This window comes from Microbacterium sp. 2RAF4 (genome assembly GCF_052115285.1).
Classification (GTDB): Bacteria; Actinomycetota; Actinomycetes; order Actinomycetales; family Microbacteriaceae; genus Microbacterium; species Microbacterium oxydans.
In genome coordinates, this window is sequence record NZ_JBFRGI010000002.1 from 1,603,465 (window position 1) to 1,619,928 (window position 16,464).

Consider the following 16,464-nt stretch of genomic DNA (forward strand, 5'->3'; position numbering starts at 1 on the left):
GACGACAAGGGAGCACCCGTGAGGTTTCAGGTCAACCGCGATGTCTTCAGCGAGGCTGTCTCGTTCGTCGTCAAGCTCCTGCCGCAGCGCAACCCTCAGCCGATCCTCGCCGGAGTGCTGATCGAGGCGGACGGCTCCGGCCTCACGCTCTCAGCATTCGACTACGAGGCCTCCGCTCGCACCACCATCGAGGCCACGGTGGAGACACCGGGCACGATCCTGGTCCACGGTCGACTTCTCTCGGACATCGCCAGCCGCCTCCCGAACGCCCCGATCGAGATCGCGGTCGAGGAAGACGGCGGCATCGCCGTGACCTGCGGCTCCGCGCGGTTCACCCTCGCAGCCATGCCTGTCGAGGAATACCCGTCCATCCCGGAGGTCACCGGCTCGTCGGGCGTCGTTCCCGCCGACGACTTCGGCACCGCCATCGCGCAGGTCGGGTTCGCGGCTTCACGCGACGATGTGACACCGGTCCTCACGGGTGTGCAGCTCGAGGTATCGGGTCAGACCCTGAGCCTTGTCGCCACCGACCGATACCGTGTCTCGCTCCGAGACGTGCCGTGGGACGGCGAAGCGGTCGAGGCCACCGCCCTGGTTCCCGCGCGCACGCTGCTGGAGGTCGGGAAGACCTTCGGGCACGCCGGAACGATCCAGGTCGCATTCTCCGGAGCCGGCGACCGCGAGATCATCGCGTTCACCGCAGGGAACAAGACCGTCACTTCGCTCCTGATCAAGGGCAACTTCCCGCCGGTCCGTCGTCTGTTCCCCGAGCAGACGGACCATTACGCGGTCGTGAACACGGCCGACCTCGTCGAAGCGGTCCGCCGCGTATCGCTGGTCCTCGATCGCGCCGCTCCTCTGCGTTTCACGTTCTCGAACGACAGCGTCACCATGGATGCCTCCGGCGGAGACCACGCGCGCGCTTCCGAGTCGGTCGATGCGATCCTCTCCGGCGGTGACGAGGTCACGCTCGGACTGAATCCGCAGTACCTCATCGAAGCTCTCGGCGCCGTGAAGAGCGAGTTCGTACGCGTGACCTTCACGTCGAGCGACAACGCCAACAAGCTCAGCCCGGTCCTCATCACGAGTCAGACCTCTGTCGATCAGGCCGGCCTCGACTCGTTCAAGTACCTGCTGCAGCCCAACCTCCTCCTGCGCTGATCCCGCTCGGCGCGAGCAGGGAGCGTCACGCCTCCCAACTCCCGAGATTCACCGACACTGAATCAGGTGTCGGACACCGAAGGTAGGCTGACTCCGTGATTGTGGAGCACCTGAGTCTGGTCGATTTCCGCAATTACGCGACCGCAGAGCTCGCTCTCCACCGCGGCCCGAACGTCCTCGTGGGCAGAAACGGTCAGGGCAAGACGAACCTCGCCGAAGCGGTCGTGTTCCTGGCGACTCTGGGGTCGCATCGTGTCTCCTCAGACGCACCGATGGTCCGCGACGGGCAGGAGTTCGCCGTCATCAGGGCTCGCCTCTCCCACGGGGAGCGCCGTGTCCTCGCCGAGGTGCAGGTGAACCGGCAGGGATCGAACAAGGCGCGCATCAACGGGTCGCCGTCGAAGCCGAATGAGCTCCCCCGGTATGCGCACGTCGTCCTGTTCGCGCCGGAGGACCTGCAGATCGTGCGAGGCGATCCCTCGGCTCGTCGTCGGTTCACCGATCAGCTCCTCATCCAGCGCACACCGAGACTCGCCGCCGTCCTCGCCGACTACGACCGTGTTCTCAAGCAAAGGAACGCGCTCCTGAAGTCGGCACGGGCCAGGGGAATCCGCGGCGAGGCGCTGAGCACTCTCGATGTCTGGGACGACAAGCTCGTCTCCCTCGGTTCGGAGATCATCACCGCACGACAGCGCCTGGCCGTGGATCTGCAGCAGCCGGTCGCCGATGCGTACGAGGCGATCGCCGGCGCCGACCACCGCCCACAGCTGGAATGGGCCCTCTCGGTCGGCGGGGGAGATCCGGAAGAGGGCGAAGACGCCGCGGACGGACAACAGTCCGGATCATCGGTCGACCGCCTCGGAGATCCTGGGCACATCGCCGAGTTGTTCCGCGCCTCGCTCGCCGCGAAACGGTCGAACGAACTCGACCGCGGACTCACCCTCACCGGTCCGCATCGCGATGACCTCGTGCTGCGTGTCCGCGATCTCCCGGTGAAGGGCTATGCGTCGCACGGCGAGTCCTGGTCCGTGGCACTCGCGCTGCGGCTCGCCTCGGCGGAGCTGCTGCGCAGCGAGTCCCCGGCCGGAGATCCCGTCCTCATCCTCGACGACGTCTTCGCGGAACTCGATGCCGATCGTCGACAGCGCCTCGCCGCCCTGACGGCCGGATACGAACAGGTGGTGGTGACGGCAGCGGTGGAGGAGGATATCCCCGAGGTGCTGCACGCGCATGTGGTGCGGATCAGCGCCGGAACGATCAGCGACGAAAGGGGGACGGATGACTGACGCGGCATCGACTCCCCCGGTCTCCACCCCGCCAGCTGACGTCCCGGAGACGGTCGGCACGTACCTGCGACTGCGCGGCCTGCAGCCGAGTTCGAAGAGCTGGAAGCGCAAGCGGCGCATCACCACCGACGACGACAACGCTCCGTTCACGCCGGGGCGCGATCCGGGTGCGCTCGGCGCCGTGCTCGACAAGCTGAGCCGGGACTCGGGATGGCAGATCACCCTGGCGCGGGAGGACCTCGTGCGGCAGTGGGCCGACCTCGCGGGTGCCGACACCGCGAAGCACTCGGAGCCGGTGTCACTGGAGCGCGGTCTGCTCACCGTCAAGTGCGATTCGACGGCGTGGGCGAAGAACCTGCAGTTCATGCGGGCGACGATCCTCACGGAGATCGGACGACGGTATCCGGATGCGGGCGTGGAGAACCTCCGGTTCATCGGACCGGACGTCCCCTCCTGGAAATGGGGCCCCAGAGCCGTTCCAGGACGGGGCCCGCGCGATACCTACGGGTAGGGCACCATCCGAGGGGGTCGAAACGCTCAGAGGCCCACACACGGCCGTTGAGCGGCATTTCTCCACGAAACTCCGCTAGAATGGGAGTTCGTGATATCGATGTGGAGAATGCCCTCTGATGACGCCTGAATCCCCTGCTGACGAGACGGAATCGAACACCGGGGGAACCCCCGCCCCTTCGACTGGCTCAGGGACCCAGACTCCACAGCCCGCACCCAAGGCGAAGCAGCCCGGAGAGTACGGTGCGGATTCGATCCAGATCCTCGAAGGCCTCGAGGCTGTGCGCAAGCGCCCCGGTATGTACATCGGCTCGACCGGTCCCCGAGGCCTGCACCACCTGGTCTACGAGATCGTCGACAACTCGGTCGATGAGGCGCTGGCCGGCTATGCCGACACGATCCTGGTGACGATGCTCGCCGACGGCGGCGTCCGTGTCGTCGACAACGGCCGAGGAATCCCGGTCGACCCGCACTCGTCGGACCCGAACAAGTCGACGGTCGAGGTCGTGCTCACGATCCTGCACGCCGGCGGAAAGTTCGGCGGCGGCGCCTATGCCGTCTCCGGTGGTCTGCACGGTGTCGGCTCCTCCGTCGTGAACGCCCTTTCGACGCGGTTCGACGTGGAGGTCAAGCAGAAGGGATTCGTCTGGCGGCACAGCTTCGCCGACGGCGGTGTCCCCCAGCAGAAGCTCGAGAAGGGCGAGGCTACCGACGAGACCGGGACGAGCATCACGTTCTGGCCCGACGCGGAGATCTTCCAGGAGACGACCGAGTTCGATTACGACACCCTCCGCACGCGGTTCCAGCAGATGGCGTTCCTCAACAAGGGGCTGCGCATCGAGCTGCGGGACGAGCGCGAGTCGTCGGCCTACGAGGTCGAAGAGGACGGCGCGACCGTCACCAAGCAGCCGGGTGACGTGTTCTTCTACGAGCGCGGTCTGGTCGACTACGTGGAGTACCTCAACAAGGTGCGCCACGCCGAAGTGGTCAACGACGAGATCATCGCCTTCGAGTCGGAGGACACCGAGCGCAAGATCTCGCTTGAGGTCGCGATGCAGTGGACGACCTCGTACACCGAGAACGTCTTCACCTACGCCAACACCATCAACACCCACGAGGGCGGAACGCACGAGGAAGGCTTCCGTGCGGCACTGACGACCCTGGTCAACAAGTACGCGCGAGCGAACAACCTCCTCAAGGAGAAGGACGACAACCTCTCCGGTGACGACGTGCGCGAGGGACTGACCGCGGTCATCTCCATCAAGCTCGGCGAGCCGCAGTTCGAGGGGCAGACCAAGACGAAGCTCGGGAACACCGAGGCGAAGGCGTTCGTGCAGAAGGTGGTCGGCGACCAGCTCGGCGACTGGCTGGAGCGCAACCCGAACCAGGCGAAGAACATCATCCGCAAGGCGATCGACGCGGCCACGGCTCGTCTCGCCGCGCGGAAGGCCCGTGAGACGGCCCGTCGCAAGAGCGTCTTCGAATCGGCGGCCATGCCGGACAAGCTCAAGGACTGCACCAGCAAGGATCCGTCGATCAGCGAGATCTTCCTCGTCGAGGGTGACTCGGCCGGTGGTTCCGCCGTGCAGGGTCGTGACCCGCACACCCAGGCGATCCTGGCCCTCCGAGGAAAGATCCTCAACGTGGAGCGCGCACGTCTCGACAAGGCGCTCGGCAACAAGGAAGTCCAGGCGATGATCCAGGCCTTCGGCACGGGCATCGGCGAGGAATTCGACATCGAGAAGGCGCGCTATCACAAGATCGTGCTGATGGCCGATGCCGACGTCGACGGCCAGCACATCACCACGCTGCTACTGACACTCCTCTTCCGCTACATGCGCGGACTCATCGAGGCCGGCTTCGTGTACCTCGCCATGCCGCCGCTCTACCGGCTCAAGTGGTCGAACTCGGCTCACGAGTACGTGTTCAGCGATGCCGAGCGCGACGCGCTGCTGAAGCACGGCATCGAGAACGGGAAGCGCATCCCGAAGGATGCCGGCATCCAGCGCTATAAGGGTCTCGGTGAGATGAACCCGAAGGAGCTGTGGGAGACGACGATGGATCACACCACGCGCACCCTGCAGCAGATCACCATCGAAGACGCGGCCGCGGCCGACGAGATCTTCAGTGTGCTGATGGGCGAAGACGTCGAGTCCCGACGCAGCTTCATCCAGCGCAACGCCAAGGACGTCCGCTTCCTCGACATCTGATGCCCGCGGGCTCAGACCAGATGTGTGACAGAGAGATTGATTGATGACTGACGAAGAACGCACCGAGCCGGAACACGACCACGGCAAGATCGATCAGGTAGACCTGCAGTCGGAGATGCAGCGAAGCTACCTCGACTACGCCATGGCCGTCATCGTGGGGCGTGCGCTCCCCGACGTGCGCGATGGCCTCAAGCCGGTGCACCGCCGTGTCATCTACGGCATGTACGACGGTGGATTCCGTCCCGACAAGTCGTTCTCCAAGTGCGCTCGTGTGGTCGGCGAGGTCATGGGCCAGTATCACCCGCACGGCGACTCGGCGATCTACGACGCTCTCGTGCGACTGGTGCAGCCGTGGTCGCTGCGGTATCCGCTGGCCCTCGGGCAGGGTAACTTCGGCTCCCCCGGCAACATGGGTGCTGCGGCTCCGCGATACACCGAGACCAAGATGGCTCCGCTCGCGCTCGAGATGGTGCGGGACATCGAAGAAGAAACCGTCGACTTCACCGACAACTACGACGGCCAGACGCAGGAGCCGACGGTCCTGCCTGCCCGCTTCCCGAACCTGCTCGTCAACGGCTCGGTCGGCATCGCGGTCGGGATGGCCACGAACATCCCACCGCACAACCTGCGCGAGGTGTCCGACGCAGCGCTCTGGGCCCTCGACAACCCCGGCATCTCGCGCGAGGAACTGCTCGAAGGCCTGATCCAGCGCATCCCGGGCCCGGACTTCCCGACCGGCGCGCAGATCCTCGGCACCAAGGGCATCCACGAGGCGTACCGCACCGGCCGCGGCTCGATCACCATGCGCGCGGTCGTCAACGTGGAGGAGATCCAGGGTCGTACCTGCCTCGTCATCACCGAGCTGCCGTACCAGGTCAACCCGGACAACGTGGCGGTGAAGATCGGGGACCTCGCCCGTGACGGCAAGATCACCGGGATCGCCGACATCCGTGACGAGTCGTCGGACCGCACGGGTCAGCGCCTGGTCGTGGTGCTCAAGCGGGACGCGGTCGCCAAGGTCGTGCTGAACAACCTGTACAAGCACACGCAGCTGCAGGAGAACTTCGGCGCGAACATGCTCGCGATCGTCGACGGCGTCCCCCGTACGCTCGCGATCGACGGGTTCATCTCGAACTGGATCTCCCACCAGATCGACGTGATCGTGCGACGCACGGAGTTCCGCCTGCGCGAGGCCGAGAAGCGCATGCACATCCTGCGCGGGTACCTGAAGGCGCTCGATGCGCTCGATGAGGTCATCGCCCTGATCCGTCGTTCGCAGACCACGGCCGACGCCAACGAGGGCCTGCAGAAGCTCCTCGACATCGATGAGATCCAGGCCGATGCGATCCTGCAGATGCAGCTGCGCCGGCTCGCTGCCCTCGAGCGTCAGAAGATCATCGATCAGGCCAACGAGCTCGAGGCGCAGATCACCGACTACAAGGCGATCCTGGCCGACGAGGGTCGTCAGCGGACGATCATCCGGGAAGAGCTGACCGGCATCGTCGAGCGTTTCGGCGACGAGCGGCGCACCCACATCCTGCACGGTTTCGACGGCGACGTCTCGATGGAAGACCTCATCGCCGAAGAGGAGATGGTGGTCACCGTCACGCGCGAGGGCTACATCAAGCGCACGCGCAGCGACAACTACCGTTCGCAGCACCGCGGCGGCAAGGGCGTCAAGGGCGCCCAGCTGCGGGCGAACGACATCGTCGAGCACTTCTTCGTGACGACCACGCACCACTGGCTGCTGTTCTTCACCGACAAGGGTCGCGTCTATCGCGCGAAGACCTACGAGGTTCCGGAGGCCGGTCGCGACGCGAAGGGCATGCACGTCGCGAACCTGCTCGCCCTGCAGCCCGACGAGAACATCGCCCAGGTGCTCGACATCCGCGACTACCAGGTGGCGGACTATCTGGTGCTCGCGACGCGTGACGGACTGGTCAAGAAGACCCGTCTCGACAACTACGACACCAACCGTCAGGGCGGTGTCATCGCGATCCGTCTGAACGAGGAGGACGAGCTCGTCAGCGCGCTGCTCGTGAACGCCGAGGACGACATCCTCCTCATCAGCCGTCGAGGCATGTCGGTGCGCTTCGAGGCGACAGATGAAGCGCTGCGCCCGATGGGCCGGGCGACGGCCGGTGTCCGCGGCATGAAGTTCAAGATCGACGAGGACTGCCTGCTCTCGGCATCTGTCGCCGCACCGGGGAAGTTCGTCTTCATCGTCACCGACGGCGGTTACGCGAAGCGCACCGCGGTGGAGGAGTACCGGGTGCAGGGTCGCGGCGGAACGGGTATCAAGGTCGCCAAACTCAACGACGATCGGGGCACTCTCGCGGGTGGTCTGATCGTCTCCGAGGACGACGAGGTCTTGGTGGTTCTGTCCAGCGGCAAGGTGGTACGCTCTGCCGTGGCCGAGGTCCCCGCCAAGGGTCGAGACACCATGGGAGTGGTGTTCGCCCGCACGACGGAGGCCGACCGCATCCTCGCCATCGCCCGTAACGGTGAGCGCGGCCTCGCCGAAGACGAGGCCGATGCGGAGGACGCAGAGACCCAGGCCCCCGAGACGACCCAGACCCCTGAGGATACAGACGCATGAGCACAGTGGCCGACAAGCTGGCGAAGAAGTCGACCCGCAAGACCAGCGGAAAGCAGGTACGCCTCCGACTGGTCTACGTGGACTTCTGGTCGGCCGTGAAGCTCTCGTTCCTCGGGGCTGTGGCTCTCGCTGTCGTCACGATGGTCTCGTTCTTCCTCATCTTCCTGGTGTTCCAGGCGACGGGGATCATGACGACGGCGGAGAGCTTCCTGCTCGGCATCACCGACAACACGTTCGTGCTGTCCGAGGTCGTCGGGCTGCCGCAGGTGATGGCTTTCGCCGCCGTGGTGGCGATCCTGAACCTGATTGTCTTCACGGTGCTCGGCGCCGTGGTCGCCGGAATCTACAACCTCGCGGTGAAGGTGACCGGCGGACTGCTCGTCGGCTTCATGTCGAACTGATCCTCGGTACGGATTTACGAAGGGCGGGTGCTGCGGCACCCGCCCTTCGTCGTTCCTCGGCGCGGGATCGCTAGACCACGCCGGTCGTCCCGAGGAGGGTGCCGATGAGCCAGGTCGCCGCCAGTGCGAGTCCGCCGCCGCCGACCAGCCGTATGGATGCGCGCATCGGTGCGGAGCCGCCGATCCTCGCCGACAGGGTTCCCGTCACGGCGAGAGCGAGGAGCACTGCGACGAAGGTCACGGGCACGCGCCATTCCGGAGGGGGAAGGAGGATGGCCAGCAACGGCAGCAGCGCTCCTAGAGTGAACGCCACCGCGGAGGAGAGCGCAGCATGCCACGGGTTCACGAGGTCATCCTGATCGATGCCCAGTTCCACTTCCAGATGGGCGGAGAGGGCATCGTGAGCGGTGAGTTCCTCTGCCACCTGACGCGCTGTCTCCGGCGAGAGCCCGCGGTCGCGATAGAGCTGGGTGAGTTCGTCGAGCTCCGCGGCCGGCATGGTACGGAGTTCTTCGCGCTCCTTCGCGATCAGCGCCCTCTCACTGTCACGCTGACTGCTCACCGACACGTACTCGCCGAGGGCCATCGAGATCGCTCCTCCGACGAGGCCGGCGATTCCCGCAGTGAGAAGTGCGGCGTTGTCGGTCGTGGCGCCGGCCACCCCGACGACGAGTGAGGCGACCGAGACGATGCCGTCGTTCGCACCGAGCACTCCCGCGCGCAGCCAGTTCAGCCGCTGACCGAGACCGGTGCCGTGCGGTTCCCCTTCATGCGTACTCATGCCCCCAGTGAAGCAGAACCGTCGTGGTCGGACCGCGACGACCACGGGGATTCTTACGGAAAACCCGAATCGGAGTGTCCGGTTGGCTCGCTGTCGTGGTCTCCCCCCACCGCCGTACCTTGGAACCATGACCACTCAGACTGCGACCCCGGCCCCCGCAACGGCGGTGAAGCCGCCGTTGCGCATCTTCCTCACGATCCTGCATCTGGCAGGCGTCGGCGTCCTCGGCGGTGCCATCTTCGGCACGCTCGGAGGCCTTCTCGGTACCGGACTCGGACTCCTCTTCGTCGCCGGTATCGGTCTGGTCCTGCTCGTCGGCTTGGTCTATGCCCTCTACGGTCTCGGCTGGTTCGAGATCGCTCGGGTCGGCTCGCTGTATCGGACACCGGTCGGCCCCCTGCGGCTGCAGCCACGCGACCGCCCCGGCTTCGTCGGATGGCTGCGCGCATTGGGCCGTCAGGCGATCGACGGACGCATGTGGCGCGCTGTCGCCAACTTCGCCATCTCCGCCGTGCTCGGCTGGGTCGTGCTCCGGCTGTTCTGGGGTCTGATCTGGTCGATCGTCATCTCGTTCGCACCGCTCACCGGCGTCGACTCCGTGATGGGACCGTTCGGCGGCGGGGGCATTCCCGCCGAGTGGGCCCCGCTCATCGGAATCCTGGGCATCGCAGCCTGCGTCGTCGGGATCATCGGCCTCGCGCTGCTGCATCGCACCCTCTCGCTCGCGATCGTCATCCGCAGCAGGGAGACCGAGCTCACCGAGCGTGTGCGCACCTCGACGGCCCAGCGCGAGGGGGCCGTGCGCGCCGCCGATGTCGAGCGCACTCGTATCGAGCGTGACCTGCACGACGGCGTCCAGCCCCGTCTCGTCTCCGTGGGGATGACGCTCGGGCTCGCTCAGCAGAAGATCGACAGCGATCCCGGTGCGGCGAAGGAACTCATCAACGAGGCTCACACCTCGACCAAGGCGGCCATCACCGAGCTCCGTCAGCTCGCACGCGGCATCCACGCCTCTGTGCTCGACGACCGGGGCCTCGACGCCGCACTGTCGGCACTCGCCGGACGCTCCCACATCCCCGTGCACCTCGACGTGCGGATGGACGGTCGGTGCAGTCGCGAGGCCGAGGCCGCCGTGTACTTCTCGATCGCCGAGTCCCTCACCAACGCGGCGAAGCACTCGCGAGCGAGCGAAGCCCGTGTTGTGGTGCGACTGCGCGACGGCAACACGCTGTGGGCGCGGGTCGAGGACAACGGCATCGGAGGCGCGCAGGTGCAGCCGGGCGGTGGACTCGACGGGATCGCGAACCGCATCCTCGCCGCCGGCGGAACCTTCCGCCTCGACAGTCCGCAGGGCGGACCGACCAGCCTGGAGGTGAGCGTCCCGTGCGCATCCTGATCTGCGAGGACTCGGTCCTGCTGCGCGAGGGTCTGGTTCGTCTGCTCGAAGACGCCGGTCACCAGGTGGTCGCTGCTCTTCCCGACATCGAGGGTCTCGATCAGGCCGTCGCCACGGAGGCACCCGATCTGTGCATCCTGGATGTACGTCTTCCTCCGACCTTCACAGACGAGGGGATCCGGGCCGCGCTCGGTCTGCGGTCCACTCACCCCTCGCTCGCGATCCTCGTGCTCTCCCAGTACGTCGAAGAGCGGTACGCCTCCGATCTGATCGCGGCGCAGGGCGGCCCTCTCGGCTACCTGCTGAAGGATCGGGTCGCCGACGTCTCGGAGTTCCTCGCTTCCGTGCAGCGGATATCCGAAGGAGCCACCGTGCTCGATCCCGAGGTCGTCGCCCAACTGCTGACACGACGCAATCGTGACGATCGGATGCTGCGGCTCACCGAGCGCGAGCGCACCGTGCTCGCCCTGATCGCCGAGGGCAAGTCGAACCAGGCGATCGCCGGTCTGCTGTTCCTCTCCGAGGCCAGCGTCGAGAAGCACATCACCTCCATCTTCCAGAAGCTGGGCTTCGAACAGGACGAGTCGGGCAACCGCCGTGTGCTCGCCGCTCTCGCCCACATCGAGAACACCGGTGGCACGACGCCGCCGACCGGCCAGACAGGAGGGGCACGATGACCACCGACAACAACGGGGCCCAGGGCGGACACACCCCGCTCACCCCGCCACCCGCCTCGGTTCCGCAGTCCGACGCTCCGCACGCGGCTCCGACCCCTCCTCCCGCCGGCCGCTCGTCCGGTGCGACCGCGGTCATGGTCGTGACGGCAGTGGTCGGAGGGCTCGCGCTTCTCGGTGCCGGCGGAACAGCAGCCGCGGCCGCCGTCGGCACCATCGCCGCTTCGAACCGTGCCGACTCCGTGCAGAGCGTGAGCGTCACAGGGCTGGAGAGCATCGACCTCTCCGCCGACGCCAGCAGCATGCGGGTCGAGTTCGGCGATGTCGACGAGGCCACACTCGCCATCACGAACGGACGCGGTACCCCGTGGAGATTCGAACGCGACGGCGATGAGCTGGTCGTGCGGAGCCCGCAGGGGGTCTTCGGATGGTGGATCGGCGGCTGGTTCGGTGAGGAGGAGATCGCCGTGCTCACGCTCCCGGAGAGCCTTCGCGACGCGGGACTCGATGCCGACCTGAACATCGATGCGGGCAGCCTCGATGTGGCCGGGGACTTCGGGATCCTCGATGTCGGTGTGAACGCGGGTGCTCTCGACATCGAAGGAGCCGCACGCGAGCTCGATGTGCAGATGAGCGCCGGCCGCGCCAACATCCTTCTCGACGGCGTCACCCAGGCCGATCTCGGCGTCTCCGCAGGCGATCTCACCGTGGAGCTGACCGGGACGCCTCCGACAGTGACGTCCATCGACGTGAGTGCCGGCACCCTCGATCTGACCGTTCCCGACGTCGAGTACGCGATCTCCCAGGAGATCAGCGCGGGCACGCTGAACGCCGAAGTGGATGAGGCGTCGAGCTCGCGGAGGACGATCGACGTCTCTCTCTCGGCCGGCACCGCGACCATCCGACCGGGTCGCTGAACACGATCGAGGGGGAGACACTCCCGGGTGCTCCCCCTCGATTCGGATTTTCCGTCTTTCTCCGGTAAAGTCTTGGAGGTTGACGGGGCTATAGCTCAGGCGGTTAGAGCGCTTCACTGATAATGAAGAGGTCCCAGGTTCAAGTCCTGGTAGCCCCACTCCTTAACTCAAGAAATCCCTCACGGGGCCTTAGCTCAGTTGGTAGAGCGCCTGCTTTGCAAGCAGGATGTCAGGAGTTCGAATCTCCTAGGCTCCACAGGATGAAGAAGCCCCTGGCAGGTGCCGGGGGCTTCTTTCTTCCGTTCGCCGTCTCAGTCGAGATCGATCTCATAGTGGATCATGCCCGACCGCGACGCGACACGATCGTAGAGGCCCCGCGCCGTGGTGTTCGACTCCGCCGTGAGCCAGTAGAGCTTGGACGACCCATGCCGCTCCGCCCATGCGCGCACATGAGCGATCAGAGCCCGGCCGACGCCGCCGCCACGCACGTTCGGGGCGACGAAGAGATCTTCCAGATAGCAGTAGTCCGTGACCGTCCAGGTGCCGGCGTGCGTCAGCCAGTGGACGATGCCGACCGCGACGCCGTTGTCATCGCGGGCGATCGCACCGCGGATCCCTGACCCACGGTCGACGAGTCTTCTGAAGGTCGCCGCCGTGGTCGCGTCATCGAGGTCGGTCTCATAGAAGGACAGGTATCCCTTCCAGAGCACCTCCCATTCGGGGCGGTCCTCGGCAGTGATCGCAGCGATCGTCGTCATGAGTCGAGAGTAGCGAGTGCGCGCACCGGCTTCATTCGGCGGGTCGAAGCCCCCGGAGGATCGTGGCGTGCCGCACGAGGAACGTCCGTTCGTCGAGCTTCTTGCGGCGCAGCCAGCCGGTGACCTCGTCATTGTGCTTGCTCGCATTGCAGGAGGCGCACGCCGGGACCACGTTCTCGAGCGTGTAACGGCCGCCGCGGGACACGGGCTGGATGCAGTCGCGCTGCAGAGCGGCACCGTCTCCCCCGCAGTACGCACACCCACCCCAGGCGTCCATCAGGGCGTACCACTGCTCATCGGTGAGGTCGTTGTCCACGCGCGCGAGCCGATTCTGTCGACGGCGGGCGTAGCGCGCGCGGGTCGCCGGCGACGCATTGGCGGACGATACCTTGCGACGGCGCTGCATATCCGGGTGCGTCTCAGTCGGAGCCGACCGAAGTCAGCCCGTGCGGTGCGACGTTCAGTCTCTGGCCGCCCTCGGCCGTCACGACGACGATGTCCTCGATGCGGGCACCCCATTCGCCGGCGAAGTAGATACCAGGCTCGATGCTGAAGGCCATACCCTCGCGGAGCACCAGGTCGTTGCCCGGGGCGATGTACGGCTCTTCGTGCACCGAGACTCCGATGCCGTGGCCGGTGCGGTGCAGGAACGCCTCGCCCAGGCCCGCCTCGTCGAGAACGGTTCGCGCTGCGGCATCTACTTCGGCGGCGGTGGCTCCGGGGCGCACGGCGTCGACCGCAGCCTGCTGCGCGCGCACCAGCACTCCGATGCGCTCCGCGGCGGCGGGGTCGGGGGTTCCGACCACGTATGTCCTGGTGCTGTCGGAGTTGTAGCCGCTCGGGACAGCCCCGCCGATGTCGACCACGACCACGTCGCCCTCTTCGATCACGCGGTCCGAGACCTCGTGGTGAGGGTCCGCACCGTTCGGGCCCGATCCGACGATCACGAACTCCACCGTGCGGTGCCCTTCGGCGACGATGGCCTCGGCGATGTCGGCAGCCACTTCCCGTTCGGTGCGTCCGGCACGAAGCCACTCAGGCACGCGCCGGTGCACCGCGTCGATGGCGTCTCCGGCCCGGCGCAGCTCTCTGATCTCCTCGGCATCCTTGATCATGCGGCCTTCGCGCAGCACCGGTGTGGCGAGCTCGAGGCGCACACCCAGGCGCTCACCGATGGGGATGACGTGCAGGGCGGGGAGGGCGTCGGACACACCGACGCGTGCCACCGCGCCCGCTGCCTCGCCGACCAGCGCGTAGGGATCCTCTCCGTCCACCCAGTCCGCGACGCGGATGCCGATCTCACCGGCGGCGGTGGTTCGCAGCTTGGCGAGTTCCATCCGCGGCACCACCACCGTGGGCGTGAGTCCTGGACCGATGACGAGTGCGGTGAGCCGCTCGATGGTGTCGCCCTCCACGCCCAGCAGGTACTGCAGGTCGGGTCCGGGGCCCACGATGACGGCATCGATTCCCGCGTCAGCCGCGAGCGTCGCGGCGTCGGCGAGGCGGGCGGCGTACACGGAGGCGGGGAAGGGCAGTGTGCTCACGGCTCAACGGTACTGCCCGAGCGGCCTCGGGGCACCAGGGTGTCGTCAGCTGATCGCCTGTCGGATGCGGTCGGCCAGGAAGTCGAGGTCGGCCTTCGTGAGGTCGGTCACGGCATAGGCGGTCGGCCACACGGTTCCGTCGTCGAGGTTCGAGATCGGTTCGAACCCGAACGTCCCGTAGCGGACCTTGAACTTGCTGGCCGGCTGGAAGAAGCAGAGCACCTTGCCGTCGCGACCCCATGCCGGCATCCCGTAGTAGGTGCGGGGGACCAGGTCGGGGGCGACCTCGGAGACCAGGTCATGCAGCTTCTTCGCCAGGGCTTGATCTTCGGGTGTGAGCTTCTCGATCGCCTCCTTGATGTCGGCCTCCCCCGCGGCACGGAGCTCCTCCGGGGACTTCTTCGCTCTGGAGCGGCGCGTGCGCGCTTCCTTCGCGGCAGCCTGTATGGCCTCGCGTTCTTCGGCGCTGAAGTTCTTCTCGTTCTCGACCATGGTCAGTCCTCTCCGGGTGCTCTCCGTTGTGGAGATCACATTACGGAGGCCGGAGGACCGAGCGCTTCTCGATTCCTGATCGATGGGGGCGGACCGGCGGTTTTCCGGAGCGTGACGCACGGTCATCGACCGCCTTCGCTGACGGATAGTGTGTGATCCATGGACCTGCGTGTCGCGGCGTACGCGGTCGTCACCGATGACGACGGACGGCTGCTGCTGGCGCGCTGGACGGAGGGGCGTCGCGTCGCGTGGACGATGCCCGGAGGTGGGCTCGAGCCCGGTGAGTCTCCGGAAGACGCCGTACGTCGAGAGCTCCGCGAGGAGACCGGCTACACGGTCAAGGTCGGCGAGCTCCTCGGCATCCATTCCCGTGTGATTCCCGCGGGTCGTCGGGTGCAGAAGGCGGCAGAACCGCTGCACACGCTGCGCATCGTCTACCGGGCCGAGGTCACCGGAGGCAAGCTGCGCTTCGAGACCGGCGGTTCGACCGACATGGCCGAGTGGTTCCCGGTGAAGGCGGTCGCCGGGCTGCAGCGGGTGCGGCTCGTCGACATCGCCATGCGGATGGCCGGGATCCTCTGAACCGACCGATTCGCGGCCGGGGTCAGCGTTCTTCGGGAACGGAGATGTCTGCGACGGTCGCCCCGTAGGCGGCGATCAGGTCGTCCGCGTCGACGAACAGACTGTATCCGTGGGCCCCCGCACCCATGGCGATGCGCTGACCGACGATGGACTCGTCGGCGTAGATCGGCCAGTCGGTGGTGCTGCCGATCGGCACGATGGTGCCGCGCTCGTAGCCTGTCGCCGCGAGAGCCAATTCTGCTTCCGGAAGTCGAAGCTTGTTCACTCCGACCAGTGCGCGGAGCTTCGGCCACGAGATCGAGCGTCCACCCGGTATCAGCGCGAACAGGAACGTGTCGTCCGAGCGCTTCACGACGAGTGTCTTGACGATGCCCGACGGCGGGATGCCGAGGAGCTCGGCTGCCTCGAACAGGCTGCCTGCCGCCGGACGCTCACGGATGTCGATCTCGAGACCGCGGGCTGCGGCCGCTTCTCGCACCCGCGCATGCCGATCGCCTCCGTCACCCGGGGCGACGGAGGCGATATCGGACGGGGTCACGCGTCGGGTGCGGCGAGCGGGTCGTCCGCGACCCAGAGCTCGTCGTCGGCGCGCAGTGCCTGCCAGGCGGCGTAGAGAACGCCGACGGCCGCGGCCGCGCCGAGGACGATAGCGATGACGGAGCCGAGGCCCGGGCCCGACTTCTGCTTCTTCCCGAAGGCACCGCGGGGTGCCGGGACGGCCACACCGTGGCGCTTCGCGTTGGCGACATCCCACGCGGTGAGGGCGGAACCGACGACTCCGCCCACGATCGGGACGACCTTGTCGTCGACGACGTGCTTGCCGATCTTGACGCCGCGGTCGACGACCGGGGCGACGCGACGGTTGTACGTGTCCTGGATGACCGGGACGACCTGCTCACGATTGAGGCTGCCGAGCTGACGTCCGGCCTCCCGGGCGACATCGGCGGCGTGACCGACGAGCACCTGCTGGTTCTCCCAGAGCTGGTTCGCTTCCTTCTGAAGACGACGCAGTTCCTTCTTCCGCTTGCGGCTGAGGCTCACGATGCTCTCCTGTCCATTGGAGTACGGGTTCCCCATCTTGCCACGACAGGCTGGAAGCCGGGAGGGAATCGCCCGACCCTTGCTTCTTCACCTGATCAGGGGTACAGGCCTC

Annotated in this window: 17 protein-coding genes and 2 tRNA genes; 12 read left to right on the plus strand and 7 right to left on the minus strand. The window is 66.7% G+C overall.

Annotated features, from left to right (window positions below):
- Positions 1–18 precede the first annotated feature (18 nt).
- From dnaN to AB4070_RS12215, 6 genes are all read left to right on the plus strand, one after another.
- On the plus strand, positions 19–1,161 hold the full coding sequence (gene dnaN, locus AB4070_RS12190; protein WP_046747969.1) for a DNA polymerase III subunit beta: 1,143 nt from the start codon (positions 19–21) through the stop codon (positions 1,159–1,161).
- Positions 1,162–1,256: 95 nt separating this feature from the next.
- Positions 1,257–2,447: a DNA replication/repair protein RecF gene (gene recF, locus AB4070_RS12195; protein ID WP_441980319.1), complete on the plus strand. Its 1,191-nt coding sequence runs from the start codon at positions 1,257–1,259 to the stop codon at positions 2,445–2,447.
- Positions 2,440–2,958, plus strand: a complete 519-nt coding sequence (locus AB4070_RS12200) for a DUF721 domain-containing protein (RefSeq protein WP_378876457.1) — start codon at positions 2,440–2,442, stop codon at positions 2,956–2,958. Before recF ends, AB4070_RS12200 begins: the two co-directional genes overlap by 8 nt.
- A 118-nt stretch (positions 2,959–3,076) precedes the next feature.
- Positions 3,077–5,167: a DNA topoisomerase (ATP-hydrolyzing) subunit B gene (gene gyrB, locus AB4070_RS12205; RefSeq protein ID WP_082108635.1), complete on the plus strand. Its 2,091-nt coding sequence runs from the start codon at positions 3,077–3,079 to the stop codon at positions 5,165–5,167.
- A gap of 43 nt (positions 5,168–5,210) precedes the next feature.
- The gene (gyrA, locus tag AB4070_RS12210; protein WP_441980320.1) at positions 5,211–7,766 is read left to right on the plus strand and encodes a DNA gyrase subunit A; all 2,556 of its coding nucleotides are present in this window, start codon (positions 5,211–5,213) and stop codon (positions 7,764–7,766) included.
- Positions 7,763–8,167 (plus strand): DUF3566 domain-containing protein, encoded by a 405-nt coding sequence (locus AB4070_RS12215; protein WP_017829919.1) that lies wholly within the window; start codon positions 7,763–7,765, stop codon positions 8,165–8,167. Before gyrA ends, AB4070_RS12215 begins: the two co-directional genes overlap by 4 nt.
- A 70-nt stretch (positions 8,168–8,237) precedes the next feature.
- Here AB4070_RS12215 and AB4070_RS12220 read toward each other — a convergent pair whose 3' ends face one another.
- Positions 8,238–8,948: a VIT1/CCC1 transporter family protein gene (locus tag AB4070_RS12220; protein WP_441980321.1), complete on the minus strand. Its 711-nt coding sequence runs from the start codon at positions 8,946–8,948 to the stop codon at positions 8,238–8,240.
- Between the two features lie 127 nt (positions 8,949–9,075).
- Between AB4070_RS12220 and AB4070_RS12225 the strand changes: the two genes are divergently transcribed.
- From AB4070_RS12225 to AB4070_RS12245, 5 genes are all read left to right on the plus strand, one after another.
- Positions 9,076–10,344, plus strand: coding sequence for a histidine kinase (locus AB4070_RS12225; protein ID WP_441980322.1), 1,269 nt, complete (start codon positions 9,076–9,078; stop codon positions 10,342–10,344).
- Positions 10,332–11,021 carry a LuxR C-terminal-related transcriptional regulator gene (locus AB4070_RS12230; RefSeq protein WP_441980323.1) on the plus strand — a complete coding sequence of 230 codons (690 nt, stop codon included), beginning with the start codon at positions 10,332–10,334 and terminating at the stop codon, positions 11,019–11,021. The genes AB4070_RS12225 and AB4070_RS12230 overlap by 13 nt, the downstream gene beginning before the upstream one ends.
- Positions 11,018–11,935, plus strand: a complete 918-nt coding sequence (locus AB4070_RS12235; RefSeq protein WP_441980324.1) for a hypothetical protein — start codon at positions 11,018–11,020, stop codon at positions 11,933–11,935. The genes AB4070_RS12230 and AB4070_RS12235 overlap by 4 nt, the downstream gene beginning before the upstream one ends.
- A gap of 84 nt (positions 11,936–12,019) precedes the next feature.
- A tRNA-Ile gene (locus AB4070_RS12240) sits at positions 12,020–12,093 on the plus strand.
- 25 nt (positions 12,094–12,118) lie between these two features.
- A tRNA-Ala gene (locus AB4070_RS12245) sits at positions 12,119–12,191 on the plus strand.
- Positions 12,192–12,246: 55 nt separating this feature from the next.
- Here AB4070_RS12245 and AB4070_RS12250 read toward each other — a convergent pair.
- From AB4070_RS12250 to AB4070_RS12265, 4 genes are all read right to left on the minus strand, one after another.
- The gene (locus AB4070_RS12250) at positions 12,247–12,693 is read right to left on the minus strand and encodes a GNAT family N-acetyltransferase (protein WP_441980325.1); all 447 of its coding nucleotides are present in this window, start codon (positions 12,691–12,693) and stop codon (positions 12,247–12,249) included.
- Between the two features lie 31 nt (positions 12,694–12,724).
- Entirely contained in the window at positions 12,725–13,009 is a 285-nt protein-coding gene (locus AB4070_RS12255; RefSeq protein WP_307723489.1) for an HNH endonuclease, read from the minus strand.
- Positions 13,010–13,112: 103 nt separating this feature from the next.
- Entirely contained in the window at positions 13,113–14,237 is a 1,125-nt protein-coding gene (locus AB4070_RS12260) for a M24 family metallopeptidase (protein WP_441980326.1), read from the minus strand.
- Between the two features lie 45 nt (positions 14,238–14,282).
- The gene (locus tag AB4070_RS12265; protein WP_441980327.1) at positions 14,283–14,729 is read right to left on the minus strand and encodes a hypothetical protein; all 447 of its coding nucleotides are present in this window, start codon (positions 14,727–14,729) and stop codon (positions 14,283–14,285) included.
- A 159-nt stretch (positions 14,730–14,888) separates the two neighbouring features.
- Here AB4070_RS12265 and AB4070_RS12270 point away from each other — a divergent pair, with 159 nt between their 5' ends.
- The gene (locus AB4070_RS12270) at positions 14,889–15,311 is read left to right on the plus strand and encodes an NUDIX hydrolase (RefSeq protein WP_441980328.1); all 423 of its coding nucleotides are present in this window, start codon (positions 14,889–14,891) and stop codon (positions 15,309–15,311) included.
- Positions 15,312–15,333: 22 nt separating this feature from the next.
- On the opposite strand, the gene AB4070_RS12275 is transcribed toward AB4070_RS12270, so the two are convergent.
- Both AB4070_RS12275 and AB4070_RS12280 read right to left on the minus strand, forming a co-directional pair.
- Complete coding sequence (locus tag AB4070_RS12275; RefSeq protein ID WP_441980568.1) at positions 15,334–15,789, minus strand: aminoacyl-tRNA deacylase; 456 nt, start codon at positions 15,787–15,789, stop codon at positions 15,334–15,336.
- Positions 15,790–15,845: 56 nt separating this feature from the next.
- Positions 15,846–16,352: a hypothetical protein gene (locus AB4070_RS12280; RefSeq protein WP_046747982.1), complete on the minus strand. Its 507-nt coding sequence runs from the start codon at positions 16,350–16,352 to the stop codon at positions 15,846–15,848.
- Positions 16,353–16,464 lie beyond the last annotated feature (112 nt).